Source organism: Dietzia sp. 179-F 9C3 NHS (assembly GCF_045369825.1).
Lineage (GTDB): Bacteria > Actinomycetota > Actinomycetes > Mycobacteriales > Mycobacteriaceae > Dietzia.
Map to the genome: position 1 here is coordinate 225608 of NZ_JBIQES010000001.1, position 21025 is coordinate 246632.

Genomic DNA, 21025 nt, shown 5'->3' on the forward strand with positions numbered 1-21025 from the left:
TGGTGGAGCGACTGTGCGGTGGGGTGGTGGAGCGGTGGCGGGCGGGGGCGTCAGCGGGTGGTGGCGTACAGGTCGCGGAGCAGGCACATCTCGGCGCCGTGGTGGATCACCTCGCGGTGGATGTGCAGGACGAGCGTGGCCATGGGGGCGTCGGCCCACGGGCCCTCCGCGGGGCCGACCGGGGCGGCGAGCGCGTCGTCGTCGAGACCCCGGACGCCCGCCGTCCACGCGGCGTAGGCCTCGTCGAGCTGGGCGAGGCCGCCGGCGGCGTCGCCGGCGTAGTCGAACGTCATGTAGTCCACCGGCGGGCCGCCGAAGTGGGAGTGGACGCGCGCGCCGAAGACGCCCACCACGACGTGCGCCAGGCGCCACGCGATGGTCGAGAACGGCGCCGGGGAGGGCTCGGGAAAGGCGAAGTCGATCGTGTGGTCGCCGACCCCGGCCTGCACCGGCGCGGTGCCCGTGCCCCGCGGGCGCACATCCCAGGTGAGCTCGGCGGGGGCGGGGGAGAAGTGGTACTCGGCGTCGGTGAGTCCCTCCAGACGCGGGCGCAACTGCCTCGTCCAGTGGAACTCGAGCTGGTCGGCGAGCCGAGCGGTCCAGTCGATGGTCATGGTGTCCTCCTCGGGGAGGCCTGTGATCCGTGTCGGGCACAGCGTCGCACCCGATGCGGACGATTTCGGTCCGCTGAGCCACCGGAGTCCGCCGCGGCGTGTGTTCCGCGTCACATCCGATGAGTGTCGGGTGTACACATGGACCATGAGCCTCCGCCTGCCGCGTGCGGCTGCACGCGTCGTCGTCACCGCCCTCGTCCTTCCCGCGGCCCTGGCCGCGCAGGCGGTCTCCGCACCCGCCACGCCCACGTCGTCCGCCGCCACCGCGTCCGCTGCCACCGCGCCGCCGTCGACGCCGGGGATCGGGGGTGCGGTCCACGACCTGGTCCCCGCGCCGGACATGCCGGACGCGGCGCCGGGGGCCACGGACGAGGCGTCGCTCGAGGCACTGCGGCGGGCCACGCTGCCGGAACCGACCGGGGACGCCTTCTTCGACGCGGTCCCGCCCGGGACGACCGCGGCGGCACCGGGCGAGGTGCTCGCGACACGCGACGTCACGGCCACGGCCGGTGCCCTCGCGGGCGCGCCGATCGCGCGGGCGGACCAGTTCGTCGTCCGCTCCACCGAACCGGACGGCGACCCGACCCGCGCCACCGCGACCCTGCTGCACCCCGCGGCGCCGTGGACGGGGAAGGGGCCGCGGCCGGTGCTCGTCAACGCGATCGCGATCGACTCACTCGGCACCCGCTGCACCCCGGGCTACTCGCTGGCCCACGGCCCCGGCCCCTACACGAGCCTCACGGACAACCTGCCGCCCACCACCGCGGTCGCGCTCGACCACGGCTACGCGGTCCTCGTCCCCGATCACCAGGGACCCGAGATGGCGTACGCCGACCCGATCGTGGCCGGCCACGCGATCCTCGACACGATCCGCGGCATGCGCGCGGTCGCGCCCGAGTACGCGGACTCGGGCGTGGGGATGACCGGCTACTCGGGAGGGGCGATCGCCGCGCTGGGCGCCGCCAAGCTCGCCGACTCCTACGCCCCCGATCTGGCCGACACGCTCGCGGCGGTGGCGATCGGGGGCGTGCCCGCCGACTTCGAGATGCTGCTCGACTCGATGAGCGGCAACCTCGCCGTGGGGCTGCTCACCGCGGCGGTGTTCGGGCTCTCGCGGCACAACCCGGAGCTGCTCGGCCTGGCCAACAATCTGGCCCTGCACATGGCGACGTCCCCGCTCAAGGACCAGTGCCTGGCGCCGCTGGCAGCCATGGGCGCGACGCTCGCCCCCATCGAGGCCCTGGCCCGCGGTGACGACGCGCTCACCTCGCCCGAGGCCCGGGCGCTTTTCGCCCGCACCCGCATGGCCGACGTCCCGGTGACCCGGCCGCTGCTCGTCTACCAGGGCGCCCACGAGTTCTGGGTGCCCACCGCCGGCACCCGCGCCCTCGTGGCCGAGCAGTGTGCGCTGGGTGCGACCGTGGACTACCGGGAGGTGCCCGGCGAGCATCTCGTGGCCATGGCCACCGGCTTTGGCGACTCCCTGACGTGGCTCGACCGCACCCTCCGCGGCGAACCGCCGGCCTCGAGCTGCGCATAGCGGCCGGGGCGAGGCGGGGCGGCCGGGGCGAAGCGGACGGTTCCTGTCCGCTGTGGGTGGGAGACTCGCCCCATGGACGGCGACCGCACCCCCACGACGCAGCGCGTGCTGAGCCTGCTCGACCTGCTGCAGCGGCGCGCGGTGTGGTCCGGCGCCGAACTGGCGGCCGAGCTCGGTGTGACGACGAGGTCCGTCCGCCGCGACGTCGACCGCCTCCGGGACCTCGGCTATCCCGTCGAGTCCGAGCGCGGTGCGGGCGGCGGCTACCGGCTCGGCTCGGGCCGCCGCCTGCCGCCGCTGCTGCTCGATGACGCCGAGGCCGTGGCCGTCGCGATCGCGCTGCGGCTGGCCGCCGGGGGCGCGGTCGCGGGGGTCGGCGAGCACGCGCTGCACGCGCTCACCAAGCTCGACCAGGTGATGCCCGGGCGGCTCAGGGAGAAGGTGGCCGCTGTCACCGAGTCCACCGTCGCCGTGGCCGGGCACGACGCGCCCGTGGACCCCGCGCTCCTGCTGGAGCTGGGGCACGCGGTCCGCGGCACCGAGCGCGTCCGCCTGGACTACCGCGACCGCCTGGGGCGAGAGACCGAGCGGCGGGTGGAGCCGTACCGGATCGTCGTCCTGGGCCGCCGCTGGTACCTGCTGGCCCACGACCTCGACCGCGACGACTGGCGCACCTTCCGCCTCGACCGGATCGGCGCCGCCCACCGCACCGGATGGCGGTTCGCGCCCCGCGCGGACGTGCCGGACCCGGGCGAGCACGTCCAGCGCTCGGTCACCGGCACGCAGTACGCGCACCTCGCGCGGGTGGTGGTGGAGGCACCGATTACGGAGGTCGCCGAGCTGTTCCCGCCGGCCTACGCCACGCTCACCGAGGTGCGCCCGGCCGGGCACCCGGACGGCCCGGCGTGTCTGCTCGAGTCCGGCGCCGACGACCTCGACGTGCTCGCCTGGTACCTCGCGCGGCTGCCGGCGCCGTTCCGGGTGGAGTCCCCGCCCGGGCTCACCGACCGGCTCGCGGCGCTGGCGGACCGACTGGCCGGGGCGGCCGGACTACCCTGGGCACGATGACCCCGAGCGCCCCCAACCCGAGCACCGCCCAGGCGCGCGTCGTGGTGGACGAACTGATCCGCCACGACGTGCGCGACGTCGTGCTGTGCCCGGGCTCCCGCAGCGCCCCCCTCGCGCTCGCGCTGGCGGCCGCCGAGCGGGCCGGCCGGATCCGGCTGCACGTCCGGATCGACGAGCGCGGGGCGGGCTTCCTCGCGCTGGGCCTGGCGCTCGCGTCGCGGCGGCCGGTCCCCGTCGTCGTCACCTCCGGCACCGCCGTGGCCAACCTCCACCCGGCGATGGTCGAGGCCGCGCACTCCGGGGTGCCGGTGCTCGCGCTCACCGCCAACCGGCCGCCCGAGCTGCGCGGCACCGGCGCCAACCAGACCATCGACCAGGTGGGGATCTTCGGCCCCCACGCCCGCGCCGTGGTCGAGCTGGGGGTGGCGGGCGACGCCGACGTCGAGCACCGGCACTGGCGCGCGGCGATCGGCCGGGCCGTGCTCACCGCCACCGCCCCGACCGACCCGGGGCCGGTCCAGGTGGACCTGGCGTTCCGGGAGCCCCTGGTGCCCGAGCCGGGCGACGAGGGATCCGGGGGCGCCGGGGGTGACGACGACGAGGCGGACCGCGGCGGGCGGGCCGGCGGCATCCCGGAGGGCCGGCCGGACGGGCGCCCGTGGGTCAACCGCGCCGGGGCCGGCGTCGACTCCGTGCCCGCGGACTCCGCCGTCGCCGTCGACCTCACCCGGCCCACCCTCGTCGTGGCCGGCGCCGGCGCGCAGCCCGTCGCCGGCCTCATGGGCGTGCCGACCGTCGCCGAGCCCGGTGCGCCCGCGCCGCTGCACCCGGTCCACCCGCTGGCGGTGCCGGCGCTGCGCCCGGAGCAGGTGGTGGTGCTGGGACGGCCCACGCTGCACCGGGCCGTCTCGCGCCTCATGGCGGACCCGGACGTGGACCTCGTGGTCCTCGACGCCGGCCCGCGCTCGCCCAACCCCACCGGCAGCGCCGCCGAGTTGGCCGACTCGGTGCTCACCGGCTGGGGCGTGGACGAGGCGTGGACCGCCCGCACCGGCGACGCCGACGCGCGCGCCCGCGCCGCCGTGGACCTCCGGCTCGACCAGCACCTCGCCGACGGCGGCCCGACCGGCCTGCACGTGGCCCGCGCGGTGGCCCGCGGTGTGGCGCCCGGCGACCGCCTGGTGGTGGGCGCGTCCAACGCGATCCGCGACCTGTCCTTCGTGGGCCCGCTCGACCCCGACGTCACCGTGTACGCCAACCGCGGCGCCTCGGGGATCGACGGCACGGTGTCCACCGCGGTCGGGGTCGCGCTGGCGTCGAGCGGTCGCACCGTCGCCCTGCTCGGCGACCTGACCTTCCTCCACGACGTCGTGGGCCTGTGCACGGGCCCGCTCGAGTCCCGGCCCGAGGACCTGACGATCGTCGTGGCCGACGACGACGGCAGCGGCATCTTCGCCCTCCTCGAGCAGGGCGATCCCCGCTTCGCCACCGACTTCGACCGCGTCTTCGGCACCCCGCACGGCGCCGACCTCGCCGCCCTCTGCGCGGGCTTCGGGGCCGAGTTCGCCGACGTGGACCTGCCCGGCCTCGAGTCGCTGCTCGCCGACCGCGCACCCGCCGGGCTCCGCGTGGTGCGCGTGGCCACGAGCCGCGCCGGCCTGCGGGACCTGCACGCGGCGCTTCGGGCCGACGCCGTTGACGCGGCGCCGGAGGGCGGTCGGTGAGCCGGCCGCCGAAAGCGGCGCTCGCGCGTCGCGTCGTGCGGATCGTGGCCGTCGTCCTGGCGGGGTTCTCGGTCGTATCGTCGGCGCTCATCCTCCTCGCCTGCGTGGTCAACGACCTGCGGATCGACCAGGACATGGGCAGCGCCACCGCCACCGTCGCCGAGGTCACCGACCGCCGCGCCGCGGTGGTGTTCGACGCCGGGGACGGACACCTCGTGCGCCCCATGACCGGGGTGTTCTACCCGGTGGGCCTCGCCGAGGGGCAGCGCGTCCAGGTGGAGTTCCGGCGCGCCAACCCCGACCTGGTCCGCGTGTCCGGGCGGAGCTGGACCCTGGCCGTGATCCCCGCGCTGAGTGTCCCGGCCGTCGTCGTGCCCCTGGCCGCGCTCGCGTACGCCGCCGCGTCACCGAGGGTTCACCAGCCGTCACCGCGAATTGCCCCCGCCGACGTGCGGTGATCACCGGCCGGTGACCCGCGCCGGAGACAGTGGTCGCGTGCGCGTAGCCATCGTCACCGAATCGTTCCTGCCGAACGTCAACGGCGTCACCAACTCGGTCCTGCGGGTCCTCGAGTACGCGCGACGCCACGGCCACGACTGCCTCGTGGTGGCCCCCAGCGGCACCGTCGGCTTCTGGCAGGGCGCCGCCGACGCCGTCAAGGCGCATCCGCTGGTCAGCGCCGTCGCCCCGCTGCTCGGTACCCCCGACTCCCTCACCGTGGAGCGTGACCACCACCTCGGCTACCCCGTCCACCGCGTCACCGCGGTCAAGGTGCCGATGGTCTCCTCGCTGCCGGTCGGCGCGCCCAGCCCCAGCGTGTACAACGCGCTCAAGGCGTTCGGTCCCGACGTCGTCCACCTCGCCTCGCCGTTCGTCCTCGGCGCCGCCGGTGCCGCCGCCGCACGCGCGCTCGACGTGCCCTGCGTGGCCGTCTACCAGACCGACGTGGCCGGCTTCTCCGAGTCCTACGGCGCCGGCGTCCTGGCCGAGGCCGCCTGGGCGTGGACCCGCACCCTGCACGCCTCGTGCGCACGGACCCTCGCGCCGTCCACCGCCGCCATGGAGGACCTCGCCGCCCACGGCATCCCGCGCCTGCACCGCTGGGGCCGCGGCGTCGACGCGGTCCGCTTCGCCCCCTCCCGCCGTAGCGCGGCGCTGCATTCGCTGTGGTCGCCCGAGGGGCGGCCGGTGGTCGGGTTCGTCGGCCGCCTCGCCCCGGAGAAGCACGTCGAGCGCCTGCAGGCGCTGGCCGACCGCTCCGGCCCGGGCGGGGACCTGCAGCTCGTCCTGGTGGGTGACGGCCCCGAACGCCCCGCGCTCCAGCGGGCCATGCCCCACGCGATCTTCACCGGCGAACTCCACGGCGAGCAGCTCGCCCAGGCGTACGCCACCCTCGACGTGTTCTGCCACGCCGGTGAGTTCGAGACCTTCTGCCAGGCCATCCAGGAGGCGCAGGCCTCCGGCGTGCCCGTCGTGGGCCCGGACCAGGGCGGGCCGCGCGACCTCGTGCAGCCCGGCGTCAACGGGGTCCTGCTGGCGCCCGAGCGCTACGCCGCCGAGGTCTCCGCCGCGGTGGACGGCCTGCTCGCCGACCGCGACCGCTACTCCCGCGACGCCCGCGCCACCGTGGTGGGCCGCACCTGGGACGCCCTCTGCGGCCAGCTGTTCGACCACTACCACGCCGCCGGTGCCCGCTCCCGCTCCGGCCGCGTGGGCCTGGGACGGGCGTCGCACCGCGTGGCCTGAACGGGAACGCCGCACGCACGAGCGGGTAGCGTCAGGGGCGTGTCCCGCGCCTCCCTCGACAAGCAGCCCCGCGACGTCGCGTCGATGTTCGACGGCGTCGCCCGCCGCTACGACCTGACCAACACTGTCCTGTCCGGCGGCATGGACCACGTGTGGCGGCGCCGCGCCCGCTTACTGCTCGGGCCGCGGCCGGGGGAGAGGATCCTCGACCTGGCCGCCGGCACCGCCGTCTCGACCGTCGAGCTGGCCCGGTCCGGCGCGTGGTGCGTGGCCGCCGACTTCTCGCTGGGCATGCTCCGCGCCGGCGCCGGCCGCGACGTCCCCAAGGTGGCCGGCGACGCCACACGCCTGCCGTTCGCGGACGCCTCCTTCGACGCCGCCACCATCAGCTTCGGCCTGCGCAACGTGCAGGACACCGGGGCGGGTCTGCGCGAGATGGCGCGCGTGGTCCGGCCCGGCGGCCGCCTGGCCGTGGTGGAGTTCTCCACGCCCGTGTTCCCGCCCTTCCGAGCCGTTTACATGAACTACCTCATGAAGGCGCTGCCGAAGATCGCCACCCGCGTCTCGTCCAACCCGGACGCGTACGTCTACCTGGCCGAGTCCATCCGCGAGTGGCCCGACCAGTGGGCGCTCAAGGGGATCATCGAGGCCAACGGCTGGCAGCGGTGCTCGGTCACCAACCTCACCGGCGGGATCGCCGCGATCCACCTGGCCCAGCGCGCGGGCTGACGCGGCCGGGCCCAGCCCGCGGCCTGCGCGCGCCCACGCGTCGGCGCGCTGCGCCCCGGGCGGGTGTGCTCCGGGCGGGTGCGCCCCGGGCATCTGCTCGTGTACCTGCCGTCCGTGTGTGGCAAGTGCTGGAGCAGATGCCGTGGAATCTCGTCGGCGCTCCCTTTAGGGTACGTCTGCACCGGCGCGGGCCGGGGCAGACGGGCGCCAAGGGGTGCGGGGACACCAGGGGACGCCAGGGCCAGGGCTACGTGGCTGCCAGGTGGCGAGGCGGCGCAGACGGCGCGCCCGGCTCAGACCGCGTCGGCGAACATGGGCTGTCGGTCCAGGCGGCGCGCCACGGCGCCGGCCGCTCGCCACGCGCGGGCCACGACGTCGCGATCGGAGTCCGCCACCGTGTTGGACATGCAGCGCACGGCCGCGGTCATGAGCGTCTGCGAGCGCATGCCGACCGGCCCGGCCAGCGGGAGGAACCATGGCACGGTGAGCAGGCGGGCCGCGTCGCGGGCGATCGCGAACGCCTCGCCGTAGGTCTCGCGCAGCACCGCAGGCCAGGCGCGTGTCAGGTCCGTGCCGGAGTCGCCGCCCGTGCCGGAGCCGCCCCCGGCCACGATGAGTTCGGCGAGCAGGCGCCCGCCCTCGAGCGCGTAGTCGATTCCCTCGCCGTTGAGCGGGTTGACGCACGCGGCCGCGTCGCCGACCGCCGCCCAGTTGGGGCCCGCGATCCCGGAGACGGCGCCACCCATCGGCAGGAGCGCGGAGGTCACGGCGTGCGGCTCGCCCTCGAGCTCCCACCGGCCCGCGACGCTACGGGCGTAGTGGCGTAGGAGTTCCTTGACGGCTACGTCGGCCGGGCGCCGCGCAGTGGCCAGGGCGCCCACGCCGAGGTTCACCTCGCCGTCGCCCAGCGGGAACACCCAGCCGTAGCCGGGCTGGACCACACCGGACTCGTCGCGCAGTTCTAGGTCCGAGCCGATCCAGGGGTGGTCGTGCCGCCGCGAGCGCACGTACGATCGGGCGGCCACGGCGTACACGGTGTCGCGGTGCCAGGTCCGGCCAAGCAGGCGGCCGACGGGGGAGCGGACGCCGTCGGCGAGGACGAGCGTGCGGCACGCGACGCGGTCGGCCCCCGCCCGGACAGCGCGCACCTCGCCGTCGTCGCCCTTCTCCACCCCCGTCACCCGCATCCCGTCGAGCACCGTGGCCCCGGCCTCGACGGCGGCCTGCCTGAGGCGGTCGTCGAGCACGGTGCGGCGCACGGCCGAGCCGACGCCGCCGTGCTCGCCGGCGGGCCACGGGACCCGCCGGTCGTGTCCGAAGCCACGCAGGTCCAGGCCCTTGATCGTGATGCGGCCCCGCGCCCAGTCGCCCAGGCCGAGGCGGTCCACCTCGAGCATCGCGCGCGGGGTGAGACCGTCGCCGCACGTCTTGTCGCGGGGGAACTCGGCGGCGTCGAGCACCGCCACCTCGCGGCCCGCGCGCGCCAGCCACGTGGCCGTGGCCGCGCCGGCGGGGCCGCAGCCCACCACCACGACGTCGGTCGAGGCGGGCGGTCGCGTGCGGGACTCCATGCGCACCATGGTGGCAGGTCCGCCGCCGGAGACGAGCGCACGCCCCGCGGGTTCCAGAGCGAAGGCACCCGGGTGCGCGCCCGCGCGGGGTGGGGTGCCACGACCGGTGGACGGGGACCGTAGGCTGTCGAGCAGGGTCGGTCGCCGCCGGCCCGCCACGCCGACGAGGACGTATGAGGATGCCGAGCGATTCTGTGACGGCCGGGACGACGACCGGCACCGAGGTGACGACTCCGGATCACGTGGTGGCCGGGGTCGACATCGGTGACGCCGCACTCGCCGACACCCTGCGCTCGCGGCTCGCCGAGGTCGAGGAGCTCATCGTGGCGCGCCTCGAGACGGGCGAGGACTTCCTCTCCGACGTGGCGCTGCACCTCGTCACCGCCGGCGGCAAGCGGTTCCGCCCCGTGGTGACGCTGCTCGCCGGGCAGCTCGGCCCGGAGCCCCACCACGAGCGCCTGGTCAAGGCCGCCGTCGTGTGCGAAATGATCCACCTGGCGACCCTGTACCACGACGACGTGATGGACGAGGCCGCCATGCGCCGCGGCGTCGAGTCCGCCAACGCGCGCTGGGACAACTCGGTGGCGATCCTCGCCGGCGACTTCCTCTTCGCCCACTCCTCGATGCTGCTCGCCGAGCTCGGGCCCGAGGCGGTGCAGCTCATCGCGCAGACCTTCGCCGAGCTGGTCACCGGCCAGATGCGGGAGACCGTGGGCCCGGGTGAGGGCGCGGATGACGACGACGAGGCCGGCCACTACCTGCGGGTGATCTGGGAGAAGACCGGGTCGCTCATCGCAGCCGCCGCCCGGTTCGGTGGCATGTACTCGGGCGCCACCGACGAACAGCTCGACCACCTGCGCCGGCTGGGCGACGCGGTGGGGATCGCGTTCCAGATCGCCGACGACATCATCGACATCGCCTCGCCGACCACGGACTCGGGCAAGACCCCCGGGACCGACCTGCGCGAGGGCGTACTCACGCTGCCCATGATCTACGCCGCAGAGTCCGGCTCGCCCGATCCGGACCGTCTGCGGGAGCTGCTGGGGCGCCCCCTGACCGACGACGACGAGGTGGCCGAGGCCCTGGATCTCCTCCGCGCGTCGGACGGCATGCGCCGTGCCCGGGCGGCGCTCGAGGACTACGTGGCGCAGGCGATGGCCGAGCTGGACGCGCTGCCGGCCGGCCCCGCGAACGAGGCGCTGCGCCGGCTGGTGCGCTTCACGGTCGAGCGCGCCGGCTGACTCGTAGGCCGCCGGTCCAGGTCCGGGCATCCGCTCCCGCGCCCGCACGTACTCGCCTGTCCCCGCGCTGCGGTGAGGCGTCCGGATCAGCTGCCCCCTTACACGTACGGCTGCACCGGCTGGCGCCGGTGCGGCTGTGCCTGAAAGGTGGCGAGGACGGCAGTGGCCGGCAGCTGCCGGAGCACGTGTCATCCGTGCCGGCACGGGCACGAGCAGATGCCGCCGATGTGAGCGGTGCCTCCCTGAGCGGTGGCTCCTTGAGCCGGTGGCTCCTTGAGCCGGTGGCTCCCCTGGCGAACCCCTGCGCCCGGATCAGTCACGGGCGAACAGTCGTACTTGCGCGGCCTTGGCGGTGAGCGTCACCGCGGACCCGGGCGTGAGCGCGAGGTCGGCGGCCGAGCGGCTGGTGATCTCGGCCTCGACGTGCTGGCCGTCGCGCAACGCGCAGGTCACGCGCGTGAGGGCACCGGCGGGCGCGAGCGAGGCCACGGTGGCCGGCCAGGCATTGCGCACGCTGGACCCGCCGCCCGCGTCGCCCGCGCCGCCTGCGCCGCCGGCGAGGTGCACGGCCACTGACCGCGGGTCGACGGTCGCGATCGCGCGCGCGCCACGGCGCCATGCCGGTCCGGTCCCGCCGGCCGCGGCGGTCCCGTCGGCGCCAGCCCCCGCCGAGGGTGCGTCGTGGCGGACCCCCGAGACCCGGTCGCCGGCGGGCGTGCGGATCACCTCGTCGTCGTCGACCTCACCGCCCAGCAGGGACACCCCGGCGAGCCGGGCGACGAAGGGCGAGTCGGGCCGGGCGAGCACCTCCCCGAGCGGGCCGGTGCGGACCACGCGGCCGGCATCGAGGACGGCCACGTCTTGCGCCATAGCCCACAGGTCGAGCGGGTCGTGGGTCGCCAGGACGACCGTGCGGCCGGCCAGGCGCTCGGTGAGTAGGCGGCGGATGCCGGGGGCCACCTCCACGTCGAGTGCGGCGAGGGGCTCGTCGAGCAGGACGAGTTCGGGGTCGACGGCCAGGGCCCGCGCGAGCGCCACCCGCTGGGCCTGACCGCCGGAGAGTTCGTGTGGCCGGCGCGCAGCGAGGTCGCCGCAGCCGACGGCGTCGAGCTCGGCGCGGGCCCGTTCCGCGGCCGCCGCTCGGCGCACGCCGCGGGCGCGGGGGCCGAACGCCACGTTGTCCAGCGCGGACAGGTGCGGGAACAGTCCGGCCCGCTGTTCGAGTGCCACCACCCGCCGCCGGTGCGCGGGTACGTGCCGCCGCGGCGAGGTCGCGACCTCACCGTGCAGGCGCACCTCGCCGACGTCGGGGCGCAGGTGCCCGGCCAGCAGGTGCAGCGCGGTGGACTTGCCGCTGCCGTTGGCGCCCACGAGCGCGAGCCGGCGGCCGGCGGGGACGGTGAGGGCGAGCTCGACGTCGCGGTCGGCGACCCCGCAGTCCAGCGCGGCGGCGGGCGGGGCGCTCACGCGGCGGTCCGTCGGCGGGTGAGCAGGGCGCCGGCCGCCATGAGCGCCGCCGCGACCGCGACGAGCAGCAGCGAAAGGGCCAGGGCGACATCGGGGTCGGTCTCGCGGCGTAGGTAGATCTCCAACGGCAGCGTGCGCGTGGTGCCCTGCAGGGAGCCGGCAAAGGTGAGCGTGGCACCGAACTCGCCGAGCGCCCGTGCGAACGACATGGTGGCGCTGGCGACGAGCGCGGGCAGGACGAGCGGCAGCGTGACCCGCGCGAGCACCCGCGTGGGCGAGGCGCCGAGCGAGGCGGCGGTGCGCTCGAGCCGCGCGTCCACCGACCGCAGCGTCCCCTCGAGCGAGACCACGAGGAACGGCATGGCGACGAAGGTCTGGGCGATCACCACGGCGGCCGTGGTGAACCCGATCTCGATCCCCGCCACCGACAGGTGCCGCCCGAGCACGCCCGTCCGCCCCAGCGTGGTGAGCAACGCCAGACCCGCGACCACCGGCGGCAGCACCATCGGTAGCGCGGTGACGGTGCGCGCGAGCGTTGCGGCCCGGCCGCGGGACCGGGAGAGGACGACGGCGAGGGGCGTGCCCAGCAGGACGCACAACACGGTGGTCGCGGCGCACGTGCGCAGGCTCAGCAGGGCGGCCTCCCGCGCGGCCTCGGAGGCGAGCAGCTCCGGGACGCGCGCCCACGGGATCCGGGCGGCCATCCCCAGCAGCGGGATCGCCGCGAACAGCACGGCCAGCGCGGCCGCGACCGGGACCCAACGGGGGAGCGGGGGCCGGGTCATGGCGCGCCGAACCCGTGGCGTTCGAGGACCTCGCGGCCGGGCGGGCCGGTCACGGCGTCGAGGAAGTCGGCGGCGAGGTCGGCGTCGGCGGCACCGGCGAGGGCGGCGATCGGGTAGCGGTTCGGGGAGGCGTCGGCGCCGGCGATCGGGATCTCGTCCACCGCGTCGCCGGCCGCGGCGGCGTCGGTGGTGTAGACGACCCCGGCGTCCGCCTCTCCGGAGGCGACCTTCCCGCGGACGTCGGTGACGCTGGTCTCCTCGCTCACCGGCTCGAGGCCCACGCCGGCCCGCGCGGCGAGTGCGCGCGTCGCGGCGCCGCAGGGGACGGCCTCGGCGCACACGACCAGCCGCGTGCCGTCGAGGGAGCCGTCGAGTCCCGTGACACCGGCCGGGTTGCCCGCGGGCGTGACGAGCGTGAGCACGTTGGTCGCGAACACGCGGGGTGCGCCGGCCACGAATCCGGCGTCCGTGGCGCGGGCCATGGTCTGTTCGTCGGCGGTGGCCAACACGTCCGCGGGCGCACCGCCGACGATCTGGTCCACCAGGCCGGAGGAGCCGTCGAAGGACAGCCGGACGGTGACGCCCGGGTGGGCCTGCTCGACCTCGGCGGCGATCTCGGTGAACGCCTCGGTCAGCGAGGCCGCGGCGAACACGGTGAGGGTCCTGCCGGCCTCGTCGTCGGAACCACCCCCGGCCCCCGAGCAGGCGCCGAGCACGACGACGGCGAGTCCGGCCGCGGCGAGAGCCGGCGCGTCCCGCCTGCGGCGAGGAGCTCGGGGGCGCGGGCGGCCGGTCACGGCGTCTCGATCACGACGTTGGTCGCCTTGACGCGGGCTGTGGCGAGCGATCCCGGCTCGAGCCCGAGCTCGCGGACCGCCTCGGTGGAGACGAGCGAGACCACGCGGAACGGGCCGCACTGGAGGTCGACCTGGCTTATGACGGGGTCCGAGTGCACCGCCGTGACCAGGCCGCGGAAGCTGTTGCGGGCGCTCACCGGGTGGCCGTCGTCGGTGGCGTGGGCGGCGGCGCGCTCCTGGGCCAGCCGTGCGAGCTCGGCGCCGTCGACGGTCTTCCGCCCGGCGGAGTCGGCGTACTCGGACAGCTCGCCACGCTCCACCCAGCGCCGCACCGTGTCGTCGCTGACCCCCATGAGGTTTGCAGCCTCGCCTATCCGCAGGTGCGTCATGAACCGCAGCCTATCGCCGCGGATGCGGCTCGCGGCTCGGCTTCGGCGGGGCGCGGACCTCAGCCGCGCGCTGTTCGTGCGTTCGCGCGCGTTACAACGCGCGCGAACGCACGAACAGCGCGCGAACGTGGGGGAGGGAGGGAGCGGACCCGCCGGCGTCAGCGGTAATTGGTGAACTGCAGCGCGACCTCGAGGTCGGCCTTCTTGAGCAGCGCGATGCACTCCTGCAGGTCGTCGCGCTTCTTGGAGGACACGCGGATCTCCTCGCCCTGGATCTGCGCCTTGACGCCCTTGGGGCCCTCATCCCGCAGGAGCTTGGTGATCTTCTTGGCGTTCTCCTTGTCGATGCCCTGCTTGAGCGAGCCGACCAGGCGGTACGACTTGCCGGAGGCCATGGGCTCGCCGAACTCGACCATCTTCATGGACAGTCCCCGCCGGACGAGCTTCTCGATGAACACGTCCTTGGCGGCCAGCACGCGGTCCTCGGCGTTGGCCGTGATCTCGACGGCCTCCTCGCCCTTCCACTCGACGCCGGCGTCGGTGCCGCGGAAGTCGTAGCGGGTGCCCAGCTCCTTGGCGGCCTGGTTGAGCGCGTTGTCCACCTCCTGGCGGTCGAACTCCGAGACGATGTCGAACGAGGACTCCGAGGCCATGGACGCACTCCTGTCGTAGGGGGACGGGTCTGGCGGCCAGGCTACCCTCCCCCGATTTGGCACCCCGGGACATGACCGGGGTATTGTGTCCTAGCGCCCGTCAGGGTGCACGCCAGATTGCCCGAGCGGCCAAAGGGAGCGGATTGTAAATCCGTCGGCATTGCCTTCGTTGGTTCGAATCCATCATCTGGCACGCGAGACCCCCGCCACAAGCGGGGGTCTTCGTGCATTTGTGCTGCGCTGCAGCGGATGCCGGCCGGCCGGGCTCCGCTAGGCTGGGCGCGTGGAATCGTCGGGGACAGCGGTCACGGAGAACGATCTCGCGGAGCCGGTGGACGTGTCCCCGGGTGGCGGACCGGGCGGGCTGGCGCACGCGCAGTTCGACCCGAGGTGAGACGGATGCGCGACGCCGGGGCCGTCGAACAACCAGGTATGGAGCTGGAACCGGGATCGGCGGCGCGGTGGGTCCGCGGGCGCGGCGTCCCGCGGGGCCTGGGCCCCGCGGTGGACGACTGGATCGGGGATCTGGACCGCACCACGCGGGCGGGCAAGCGCGTGCGCTCGACCCTGTTCGACGCGGTCTACCGCGCCCTCGGAGGTGCCGACGACGAGGTCCGCCTCCCGACCGGGCGGGCGATCGAGGTGTTGCACGAGGCGCTCCTCGTCCACGACGACCTCGCTGACCGGGACGACCGCCGCCGCGGAGCCCCGAACCTGCAGGGCCGGACGGCGGCCCGCGCGGCGGAGCGGGGCGTCGCGGGGGAGGCCGCCGGTCACGTCGGTGTGGTGGGCGGCCTGCTCGGCGGGGACGTCCTGCTGGTCGCGGCGATGGGCCAGGTCGCCCGGCTGCCGGTGCCCGCGCCGACGCTCCACCGGGTGGTGGAGGAGGTCGAGCGCGCGGTGGTGGCCGCTGCCGCGGGCGAGTTCGACGACGTCCACGGTGCCGCCGTCGGGCGGCCGGTGGCGCCGGACCGCGCGCTGGTGATCGGCGAGGCCAAGACCGCCGGGTACTCGGTCACGCTGCCGCTGGTGCTGGCCGGGGTGCTCGCGGGGGCGTCCGAGGAGGCGATCACCGCGTTGCGCGAGACGGGCCGTGCGCTCGGCACCGCCTATCAGGTCGTCGACGACGTCCTGGGCGTGTTCGGTGACCCGGCGGTCACCGGCAAGTCCGTGGAGAGCGACCTGCTCCGGCGCACGCCCACGCTGCTGCTCGCCCACGCGGCCACCACCGACGCGTGGCCGCGGATCGACGCCGCCCTCGATCCTGCGGCCCCCGACCCCGCCGCCGCCCGGCGGCTGCTCGACGAGTGTGGCGCCCGCGCGCACGCCCTGCGGACCGCCGCGGACCTCGTCGCCCGGGCGCGCGCCGCGCTGGACGGCCCGGCCGTGCCGGGGGCCGTGCGGGTCGCGCTCGACCCCCACCTGGAGTCCACGTTGGAGAGGACGCGATGACCCGACCCGCCTCGGACCCGCACGGCGAGTTCACCACCGCCGCCCGGCGCTGCTGCGAGGTGGTGCTGCGCCGGTATTCGACGTCGTTCGCCCTGGCCTGCCGGCTGCTCGCGCCCGCGACCCGGCCGCACGTGGCGGCGATCTACGCGTGGGCGCGCGTGGGCGACGAGGTGGTGGACGGCGCGATGGGCGATGCCGCGGCGGCCCGCGAGCTGCTGGCCGAGACCAGGCAGCGCACCCACCGGGCGATCGCCCGCGGCTTCGACCCCGACCCCGTCACGCACGCCTTCGCCGACACCGCGCGGCGCTTCGGGATCGACGCGCGGCTGGTGGACCCGTTCTACGACTCGATGGAGGCCGATCTCGACGTGCGCACCCACACCGAGGAGTCGCTGCGCCGCTACATCCACGGCTCGGCCGAGGTGATCGGCGAGATGTGCCTACGCACGTTCGCCGGCGGGGGTCTGGGCGACGATCCGGTGCGCGCCGCCGGGGCGCGGGCTATGGGCTCGGCGTTCCAGAAGGTCAACTTCCTGCGTGACGTCCGCGAGGACTTCCACGAGCTCGGCCGCGATTATCTGCCCGGCCGCGATCCGGCGGCGCTGACCGACCGCGACGTGGCCGAGCTCGCCGACGACGTAAACGCCGAGCTGCGGACCGCCCGCGCCACCATCGACGGCATCCCCGGGCGGGACCGTCTGGCGGTGCTGGCCGCGCACGACCTGTTCGCCGAGCTCAACCGCAGGCTGCGGGCCGCCGGCGCCGCCGAGGTGAGCGCGGGCCGGGTGCGGGTGCCCGACACGGTCAAGGCGAAGATCATCGCCCGCGCGGCGCTGGCCGGCCGGGGTGTCCGATGAGCCGCCGGGGCGCCCCTGACGGGCCGGTCGTGGTGGTGGGCGGCGGGATCGCCGGCCTGGCCACCGCCGCTCTGCTCGCGCGTGAGGGGCGGGACGTGACGGTCGTCGAGGCCACCGACACCGTGGGCGGACGCGCCGGTAGTTGGTCCGCCGGCGGGTTCCGTTTCGACACCGGCCCCTCCTGGTACCTGATGCCCGAGGTCTTCGACCACTTCTTCCGCCTGTGCGGCACCACTGCAGCCGAGCAGCTCGACCTGGTGCGGCTCGACCCCGGCTACCGCGTCTACTTCGAGGGCCGGCGCGAGCCGGTGGACGTCCGCTCCGACCGTGGCGCGGCCGCCACGTTGTTCGAGTCGATCGAGCCGGGCGCCGGCCGCGCCCTCGAGCGCTACCTCGACTCCGCCCGGCGGACCTACGACCTCGCGTTGCGTCGGTTCCTCTACACCAACTTCACCTCGTACCCCGCGCTCGTCCGGCGCGACGTGCTGGCCCGCGCCGGGACGCTCGTCGCGCGGCTGGCGCAACCACTGCAGTCGTACGTCGCCCGCCGGTTCCGCGACCGGCGGCTGCAGCAGATCCTCGGATACCCGGCGGTGTTCCTCGGCTCGTCGCCGTACCTGGCGCCGTCGATCTACCACCTCATGAGCCACCTCGACCTCGCCGACGGCGTGCTCTACCCGCGGGGCGGGTTCACCGAGGTCATCGCCGCCGTCCGGCGCGTGGCCGAGGTGCAGGGCGTCCGCATCCACACCGGCACCGAGGCGGTCGAGCTCGTCACCACGCCGTCCGCCGGCGGCTCGGACGGCGGTCGCCGACGCAGCCCGGCGCGGCGCCCGGAGGCCCGCGTGACGGGGGTGCGGGTGCGCGACCGGGCAGGTGCCGAGCGCGTACTGGACGCCGGCCTCGTCGTCGGTGCCGCGGACCTGCACCACCTCGAGACCCGGTGGCTGCCGCCGCACCTTCGTACGTATCCGCAGTCCTACTGGGACCGGCGCACGCCGGGCCCCGGCGCTCTGCTGCTCCTGTTGGGAGTGCGCGGGGAGCTGCCCGAGCTCGAGCACCACACGCTGATGTTCACCAGGCGCTGGGAGGAGGGCTTCGACGCGATCTTCGGCGACGCGCCCCACGTCCCCGATCCCGCCTCGCTCTACGTATGTAAACCCAGCGCGACGGACGGCGAGGGATCCGGCATCGCCCCGGCCGGCGCGCAGAACCTCTTCGTCCTGGTCCCCGTGCCCGCCGACCCGTCGCTGGGGCGCGGCGGTGTCGACGGCACCGGCGACCCGGCGATCGAGGCGGCCGCCGACCGGGTGATCGCGCAGATCGCGCGGTGGACCGGGGTCGACGACCTGGCCGAGCGGATCGTCGTCCGCCGCACCATCGCGCCCGCCGACCTCGAGGCCGAGCTGGGCGCCTGGCGCGGCACCGCCCTCGGCCCGGCGCACACGTTGCGCCAGAGCGCGTTCTTCCGCACCCGCAACATCTCCAAACATGTCGAGGGGCTGTACTACGCGGGCGCGTCCACCATTCCCGGGATCGGCCTGCCCATGTGTCTCATCAGCGCCGAACTCGTGCTCAAGCACGTCCGCGGCGACACCGGCACCGCGCCGGTGCCCGAGCCCGACGGGCATACGGTGTTCGACCGGTGATCGGCCTGGCCTACCTCGCTGTCCTTGCCGTCTCGGCGGCGGGCATCGCGACGATCGACCACCGGTGGAAGCTCGCCGCTTTCCGCGCGCCCGCCGCCACCGGGCTGGCCGTGACCGCCGCCGTCGCCCTGTTTCTCACGTGGGACGTGCTCGGCGTGCGCAGCGGCGTGTTCTTCCGCGGCCAGACCGAGTTCATGACCGGCCTGCTCGTCGCGCCGGAGATCCCGGTCGAGGAGGTCGGCTTCCTCACGTTCCTGTCCTACCTCGCCCTCGTCAGCGCCAACGGCGTCGACCGAATGCTCGAGTCGCGACGGGCGAAGGACCGCCGATGACGGGCCTGTACACCACCCTCAACCTCACCATGTCCATCCCCGTGGTAGCCACGGCGGCCCTCGCCGCGTGGCGCCTGCGCGGGTCGGACCGGCGGCGCTGGCTCGTCGGTGTGGGCGGCGCGCTGGCGATCCTGCTCGTACTCACCGCGGTGTTCGACAACCTCATGATCGCCGCCGGGCTCGTGGCCTACGACACCGCGCTCACCAGCGGCTTCCGCCTGGGCCTGGCGCCGATCGAGGACTTCTCCTACGCCGTGGCCGCGGCCGTGTTCGTCCCGTCCGCGTGGGCGCTGCTCACCGCCGGGGGGCGGGGGACCGGGGAGGACGACGACGAGGGCCACGATCCCGATCCGCCGGCGGCCGCAGGGCGTGCCGCGCCCCCCGGTCTGCTCGCGACGCTCTTCTGGGCCTCCCGGCCGGTGTCGTGGATCAACACGGCCGCGCCGTTCGCCCTGGCGTACCTGTTGGCCAGCGGCGGGTTCGACGTGCGCGGCGTGATCGGCTCCCTGTTCTTCCTCGTGCCGTACAACCTCGCGATGTACGGGATCAACGACGTCTTCGACTACGAATCCGACCTGCGCAACCCCCGCAAGGGCGGCGTCGAGGGCTCGGTTCTCGACCGCTCGCGGCACCGGGCGACGCTCGTCGCCTCGGCGGGCACGACCCTGCCGTTCCTGGCCTATCTGGTGGCGGTGGGCACGCTCGAGTCGTCGCTGTGGCTGGCGGCCAGCGCTTTCGCGGTGATCGCCTACAGCGCCCGGGGGCTGCGGTTCAAGGAGATCCCGTTCCTCGACTCGGTGACCTCAGCGTTCCACTTCGTCTCCCCGGCGATCGTGGGGTGGACCCTCGTCGGCGCCCCGCTCACCGGCGCCGTGTGGGCGTGCCTCGCGGCGTTCCTGCTGTGGGGCGCGGCCTCGCAAGCCTTCGGCGCGGTCCAGGACGTGCGGTTCGACCGGGAGGCGGGGCTGAGTTCCGTCGCGACCGTTCTCGGGGCGCGGGCGACCGTGCGTTTCGCTCTCGCCTGCTACGCGGCGGCGGTCGTCGTCCTCGTCGTCGCCGCTCCCTGGCCCGCCTCGGGGGCCGCCGCGGCCGTGCTGCCGTACCTCGCCACCGTGGCCGCGTACGCGCGGGTCGGCGACGGCGACGCCGAGCGGACCAACGAGGGCTGGAAGCGGTTCCTCGTGCTCAACGGGCTCGCCGGCTTCTGCGTGACGCAGATCGTCCTGTGGTCCGTGATCGTCTGGAGCTGACCCGGCTCACCGGCGCACGCGCTCGGCCCACCGGCGCGAGGGTGGACTGACGCGCCAGTTGACGGCAATGGTGCGGAACGCGCGGGTGAAGCGGCGGCGCATGCCCGCCGGGTCGTCGAAGGGCCGTGCCGAGATGCCCACCGTGAGCGTGCGGTCGAGCCGCAGGCGGTCGGCGGCGCCGAACTGGAAGGACAGGTCGATGTCGTCGTGCAGCTCCGGGTCGTGGCGGTGCACGCGGTCGCGGACCCGCTCCCAGGCGGACTGCCGCATCGCCAGGTTGGAGCCGAAGAGCGGCGGGTGGGCCATGGCCGAGCCCACGGAGGCGAAGTAGGCGTCCATGTAGAGCAGCCGGGCCGCGCGGGCCCGCCACCCGGTGAGCCCGAGGAACTCACCGGGGCCGGACAGCGCGTCGAGTGCCGGGTCCGCCTCGAACGCGGCGACGATCCGCGCCAGCCAATCCGGACCGGGCCGCGAGTCGGCGTCCAGGCGGGCGATCAGCTCACCCGTCGCGGCGTCGTAGCCCGTCGACGCCGCGGCCGGGATCCCGCGGTGCGGTTCGTCCACCACGCGTGCCCCCACCTCGCGGGCGACGGACGCGCTGGCGTCGCGGCAACCGTTGTCCACCACCACGACCTCGTCGGGAGACCGGGTCTGCGCTGCGAGGGCGGCGAGACAGCCGGCGAGTTCCGCGGCGTCGTCGAGGACGGGGATCACCACGGAGACGCGCATGCGCCCATCCTGCCAGCGGGCCCGCGATCGGGCGATTTGTGCCCGCCGAACCCCGCTGTGTAATCTGCTAGAGGCTTTCACGCCGAGCCGCGGTGATCCCGCGAGGACGCGTGGCCGGCCCCCTTAGCTCAGTCGGCAGAGCGTTTCCATGGTAAGGAAAAGGTCGTCGGTTCGATTCCGACAGGGGGCTCGCACGGTAGCACCGGGCACGGCGATATAGCTCAGATGGTTAGAGCGCACGACTCATAATCGTGAGGTCCCGGGTTCGATCCCCGGTATCGCTACCGAACAGCACCGCAACGAACCGGCACCACAGACGGGGTGCCGGTTTCGTCGTCTCCGGTGGCGTCCGGGGGCGTGTCGTAGGACTCGACTACGCGGGGAGCCCAGGATGTGAGGTCGTGCAGCACCGAAGCGACCCGCTGTGACCAG

20 protein-coding genes and 3 tRNA genes are annotated in these 21025 nt (G+C 75.0%); 15 read left to right on the forward strand and 8 right to left on the reverse strand.

From position 1 onward, the window contains the following. Positions 1-50: 50 nt before the first annotated feature. Positions 51-614 (reverse strand): DinB family protein, encoded by a 564-nt coding sequence (locus ACH0BZ_RS01085; RefSeq protein WP_406896008.1) that lies wholly within the window; start codon positions 612-614, stop codon positions 51-53. 145 nt (positions 615-759) lie between these two features. Between ACH0BZ_RS01085 and ACH0BZ_RS01090 the strand changes: the two genes are divergently transcribed. From ACH0BZ_RS01090 to ACH0BZ_RS01115, 6 genes are all read left to right on the forward strand, one after another. Beyond that, the gene (locus ACH0BZ_RS01090; RefSeq protein WP_406896009.1) at positions 760-2154 is read left to right on the forward strand and encodes a lipase family protein; all 1395 of its coding nucleotides are present in this window, start codon (positions 760-762) and stop codon (positions 2152-2154) included. 72 nt (positions 2155-2226) lie between these two features. After that, complete coding sequence (locus ACH0BZ_RS01095; RefSeq protein WP_406896010.1) at positions 2227-3222, forward strand: helix-turn-helix transcriptional regulator; 996 nt, start codon at positions 2227-2229, stop codon at positions 3220-3222. Beyond that, positions 3219-4946 carry a 2-succinyl-5-enolpyruvyl-6-hydroxy-3-cyclohexene-1-carboxylic-acid synthase gene (gene menD, locus ACH0BZ_RS01100; RefSeq protein ID WP_406896012.1) on the forward strand — a complete coding sequence of 576 codons (1728 nt, stop codon included), beginning with the start codon at positions 3219-3221 and terminating at the stop codon, positions 4944-4946. Before ACH0BZ_RS01095 ends, menD begins: the two co-directional genes overlap by 4 nt. Beyond that, the gene (locus ACH0BZ_RS01105) at positions 4943-5404 is read left to right on the forward strand and encodes a hypothetical protein (protein ID WP_406896013.1); all 462 of its coding nucleotides are present in this window, start codon (positions 4943-4945) and stop codon (positions 5402-5404) included. The genes menD and ACH0BZ_RS01105 overlap by 4 nt, the downstream gene beginning before the upstream one ends. A 37-nt stretch (positions 5405-5441) precedes the next feature. Beyond that, complete coding sequence (locus ACH0BZ_RS01110; RefSeq protein ID WP_406896015.1) at positions 5442-6692, forward strand: glycosyltransferase family 4 protein; 1251 nt, start codon at positions 5442-5444, stop codon at positions 6690-6692. A 39-nt stretch (positions 6693-6731) separates the two neighbouring features. After that, a complete protein-coding gene (locus ACH0BZ_RS01115) occupies positions 6732-7421 on the forward strand; it encodes a demethylmenaquinone methyltransferase (protein WP_406896016.1) in 690 nt (229 codons plus the stop codon). A gap of 293 nt (positions 7422-7714) precedes the next feature. On the opposite strand, the gene ACH0BZ_RS01120 is transcribed toward ACH0BZ_RS01115, so the two are convergent. After that, entirely contained in the window at positions 7715-9001 is a 1287-nt protein-coding gene (locus tag ACH0BZ_RS01120; protein WP_406896017.1) for a geranylgeranyl reductase family protein, read from the reverse strand. Positions 9002-9171: 170 nt separating this feature from the next. Here ACH0BZ_RS01120 and ACH0BZ_RS01125 point away from each other — a divergent pair, with 170 nt between their 5' ends. Then, positions 9172-10233: a polyprenyl synthetase family protein gene (locus ACH0BZ_RS01125; RefSeq protein ID WP_406896018.1), complete on the forward strand. Its 1062-nt coding sequence runs from the start codon at positions 9172-9174 to the stop codon at positions 10231-10233. Positions 10234-10545: 312 nt separating this feature from the next. Here ACH0BZ_RS01125 and ACH0BZ_RS01130 read toward each other — a convergent pair whose 3' ends face one another. The 5 genes from ACH0BZ_RS01130 to ACH0BZ_RS01150 form a co-directional block, all read right to left on the reverse strand. Then, positions 10546-11700, reverse strand: a complete 1155-nt coding sequence (locus ACH0BZ_RS01130; RefSeq protein WP_406896019.1) for a sulfate/molybdate ABC transporter ATP-binding protein — start codon at positions 11698-11700, stop codon at positions 10546-10548. Continuing rightward, the gene (locus tag ACH0BZ_RS01135; protein WP_406896020.1) at positions 11697-12485 is read right to left on the reverse strand and encodes an ABC transporter permease; all 789 of its coding nucleotides are present in this window, start codon (positions 12483-12485) and stop codon (positions 11697-11699) included. The genes ACH0BZ_RS01130 and ACH0BZ_RS01135 overlap by 4 nt, the downstream gene beginning before the upstream one ends. After that, positions 12482-13282 carry a molybdate ABC transporter substrate-binding protein gene (gene modA, locus ACH0BZ_RS01140; protein ID WP_406896021.1) on the reverse strand — a complete coding sequence of 267 codons (801 nt, stop codon included), beginning with the start codon at positions 13280-13282 and terminating at the stop codon, positions 12482-12484. The genes ACH0BZ_RS01135 and modA overlap by 4 nt, the downstream gene beginning before the upstream one ends. Then, positions 13279-13671 carry a molybdopterin-binding protein gene (locus ACH0BZ_RS01145; RefSeq protein ID WP_406896023.1) on the reverse strand — a complete coding sequence of 131 codons (393 nt, stop codon included), beginning with the start codon at positions 13669-13671 and terminating at the stop codon, positions 13279-13281. Before ACH0BZ_RS01145 ends, modA begins: the two co-directional genes overlap by 4 nt. A gap of 158 nt (positions 13672-13829) precedes the next feature. Next, complete coding sequence (locus tag ACH0BZ_RS01150; RefSeq protein WP_406896024.1) at positions 13830-14324, reverse strand: YajQ family cyclic di-GMP-binding protein; 495 nt, start codon at positions 14322-14324, stop codon at positions 13830-13832. 111 nt (positions 14325-14435) lie between these two features. On the opposite strand from ACH0BZ_RS01150, the gene ACH0BZ_RS01155 reads away from it, so the two are divergent. The 6 genes from ACH0BZ_RS01155 to ACH0BZ_RS01180 all read left to right on the forward strand — a co-directional run bounded on the left by ACH0BZ_RS01155 (position 14436) and on the right by ACH0BZ_RS01180 (position 19864). Beyond that, positions 14436-14517: transfer RNA gene (locus ACH0BZ_RS01155), tRNA-Tyr, on the forward strand. Positions 14518-14723: 206 nt separating this feature from the next. Then, positions 14724-15776 carry a polyprenyl synthetase family protein gene (locus tag ACH0BZ_RS01160; RefSeq protein ID WP_406896025.1) on the forward strand — a complete coding sequence of 351 codons (1053 nt, stop codon included), beginning with the start codon at positions 14724-14726 and terminating at the stop codon, positions 15774-15776. After that, the gene (locus ACH0BZ_RS01165; RefSeq protein WP_406896026.1) at positions 15773-16633 is read left to right on the forward strand and encodes a phytoene/squalene synthase family protein; all 861 of its coding nucleotides are present in this window, start codon (positions 15773-15775) and stop codon (positions 16631-16633) included. Before ACH0BZ_RS01160 ends, ACH0BZ_RS01165 begins: the two co-directional genes overlap by 4 nt. Then, entirely contained in the window at positions 16630-18282 is a 1653-nt protein-coding gene (gene crtI / locus ACH0BZ_RS01170) for a phytoene desaturase family protein (protein ID WP_406896027.1), read from the forward strand. The genes ACH0BZ_RS01165 and crtI overlap by 4 nt, the downstream gene beginning before the upstream one ends. Then, positions 18279-18614 (forward strand): lycopene cyclase domain-containing protein, encoded by a 336-nt coding sequence (locus tag ACH0BZ_RS01175; protein WP_406896028.1) that lies wholly within the window; start codon positions 18279-18281, stop codon positions 18612-18614. Before crtI ends, ACH0BZ_RS01175 begins: the two co-directional genes overlap by 4 nt. Continuing rightward, on the forward strand, positions 18611-19864 hold the full coding sequence (locus ACH0BZ_RS01180) for a prenyltransferase (protein ID WP_406896029.1): 1254 nt from the start codon (positions 18611-18613) through the stop codon (positions 19862-19864). Before ACH0BZ_RS01175 ends, ACH0BZ_RS01180 begins: the two co-directional genes overlap by 4 nt. 6 nt (positions 19865-19870) lie before the next feature. On the opposite strand, the gene ACH0BZ_RS01185 is transcribed toward ACH0BZ_RS01180, so the two are convergent. Then, positions 19871-20593, reverse strand: coding sequence for a glycosyltransferase family 2 protein (locus tag ACH0BZ_RS01185; RefSeq protein WP_406896031.1), 723 nt, complete (start codon positions 20591-20593; stop codon positions 19871-19873). Positions 20594-20710: 117 nt separating this feature from the next. Between ACH0BZ_RS01185 and ACH0BZ_RS01190 the strand changes: the two genes are divergently transcribed. Next, positions 20711-20783 (forward strand) — tRNA-Thr (locus ACH0BZ_RS01190). Positions 20784-20803: 20 nt separating this feature from the next. Beyond that, positions 20804-20877, forward strand: a tRNA-Met gene (locus tag ACH0BZ_RS01195). The last annotated feature ends 148 nt before the right edge of the window (positions 20878-21025 follow it).

Coding starts and splice junctions, on each gene's coding strand:
- ACH0BZ_RS01165 (WP_406896026.1), top strand. CDS start 15,773: ATGACCCGACCCGCCTCGGACCCGCACGGCGAGTTCACCACCGCCGCC.
- ACH0BZ_RS01135 (WP_406896020.1), bottom strand. CDS start 12,485: ATGACCCGGCCCCCGCTCCCCCGTTGGGTCCCGGTCGCGGCCGCGCTG.
- ACH0BZ_RS01120 (WP_406896017.1), bottom strand. CDS start 9,001: ATGGTGCGCATGGAGTCCCGCACGCGACCGCCCGCCTCGACCGACGTC.
- ACH0BZ_RS01125 (WP_406896018.1), top strand. CDS start 9,172: ATGCCGAGCGATTCTGTGACGGCCGGGACGACGACCGGCACCGAGGTG.
- crtI (WP_406896027.1), top strand. CDS start 16,630: ATGAGCCGCCGGGGCGCCCCTGACGGGCCGGTCGTGGTGGTGGGCGGC.
- ACH0BZ_RS01085 (WP_406896008.1), bottom strand. CDS start 614: ATGACCATCGACTGGACCGCTCGGCTCGCCGACCAGCTCGAGTTCCAC.
- ACH0BZ_RS01185 (WP_406896031.1), bottom strand. CDS start 20,593: ATGCGCGTCTCCGTGGTGATCCCCGTCCTCGACGACGCCGCGGAACTC.
- ACH0BZ_RS01095 (WP_406896010.1), top strand. CDS start 2,227: ATGGACGGCGACCGCACCCCCACGACGCAGCGCGTGCTGAGCCTGCTC.
- menD (WP_406896012.1), top strand. CDS start 3,219: ATGACCCCGAGCGCCCCCAACCCGAGCACCGCCCAGGCGCGCGTCGTG.
- ACH0BZ_RS01150 (WP_406896024.1), bottom strand. CDS start 14,324: ATGGCCTCGGAGTCCTCGTTCGACATCGTCTCGGAGTTCGACCGCCAG.
- ACH0BZ_RS01180 (WP_406896029.1), top strand. CDS start 18,611: ATGACGGGCCTGTACACCACCCTCAACCTCACCATGTCCATCCCCGTG.
- ACH0BZ_RS01090 (WP_406896009.1), top strand. CDS start 760: ATGAGCCTCCGCCTGCCGCGTGCGGCTGCACGCGTCGTCGTCACCGCC.
- ACH0BZ_RS01160 (WP_406896025.1), top strand. CDS start 14,724: ATGCGCGACGCCGGGGCCGTCGAACAACCAGGTATGGAGCTGGAACCG.
- ACH0BZ_RS01145 (WP_406896023.1), bottom strand. CDS start 13,671: ATGACGCACCTGCGGATAGGCGAGGCTGCAAACCTCATGGGGGTCAGC.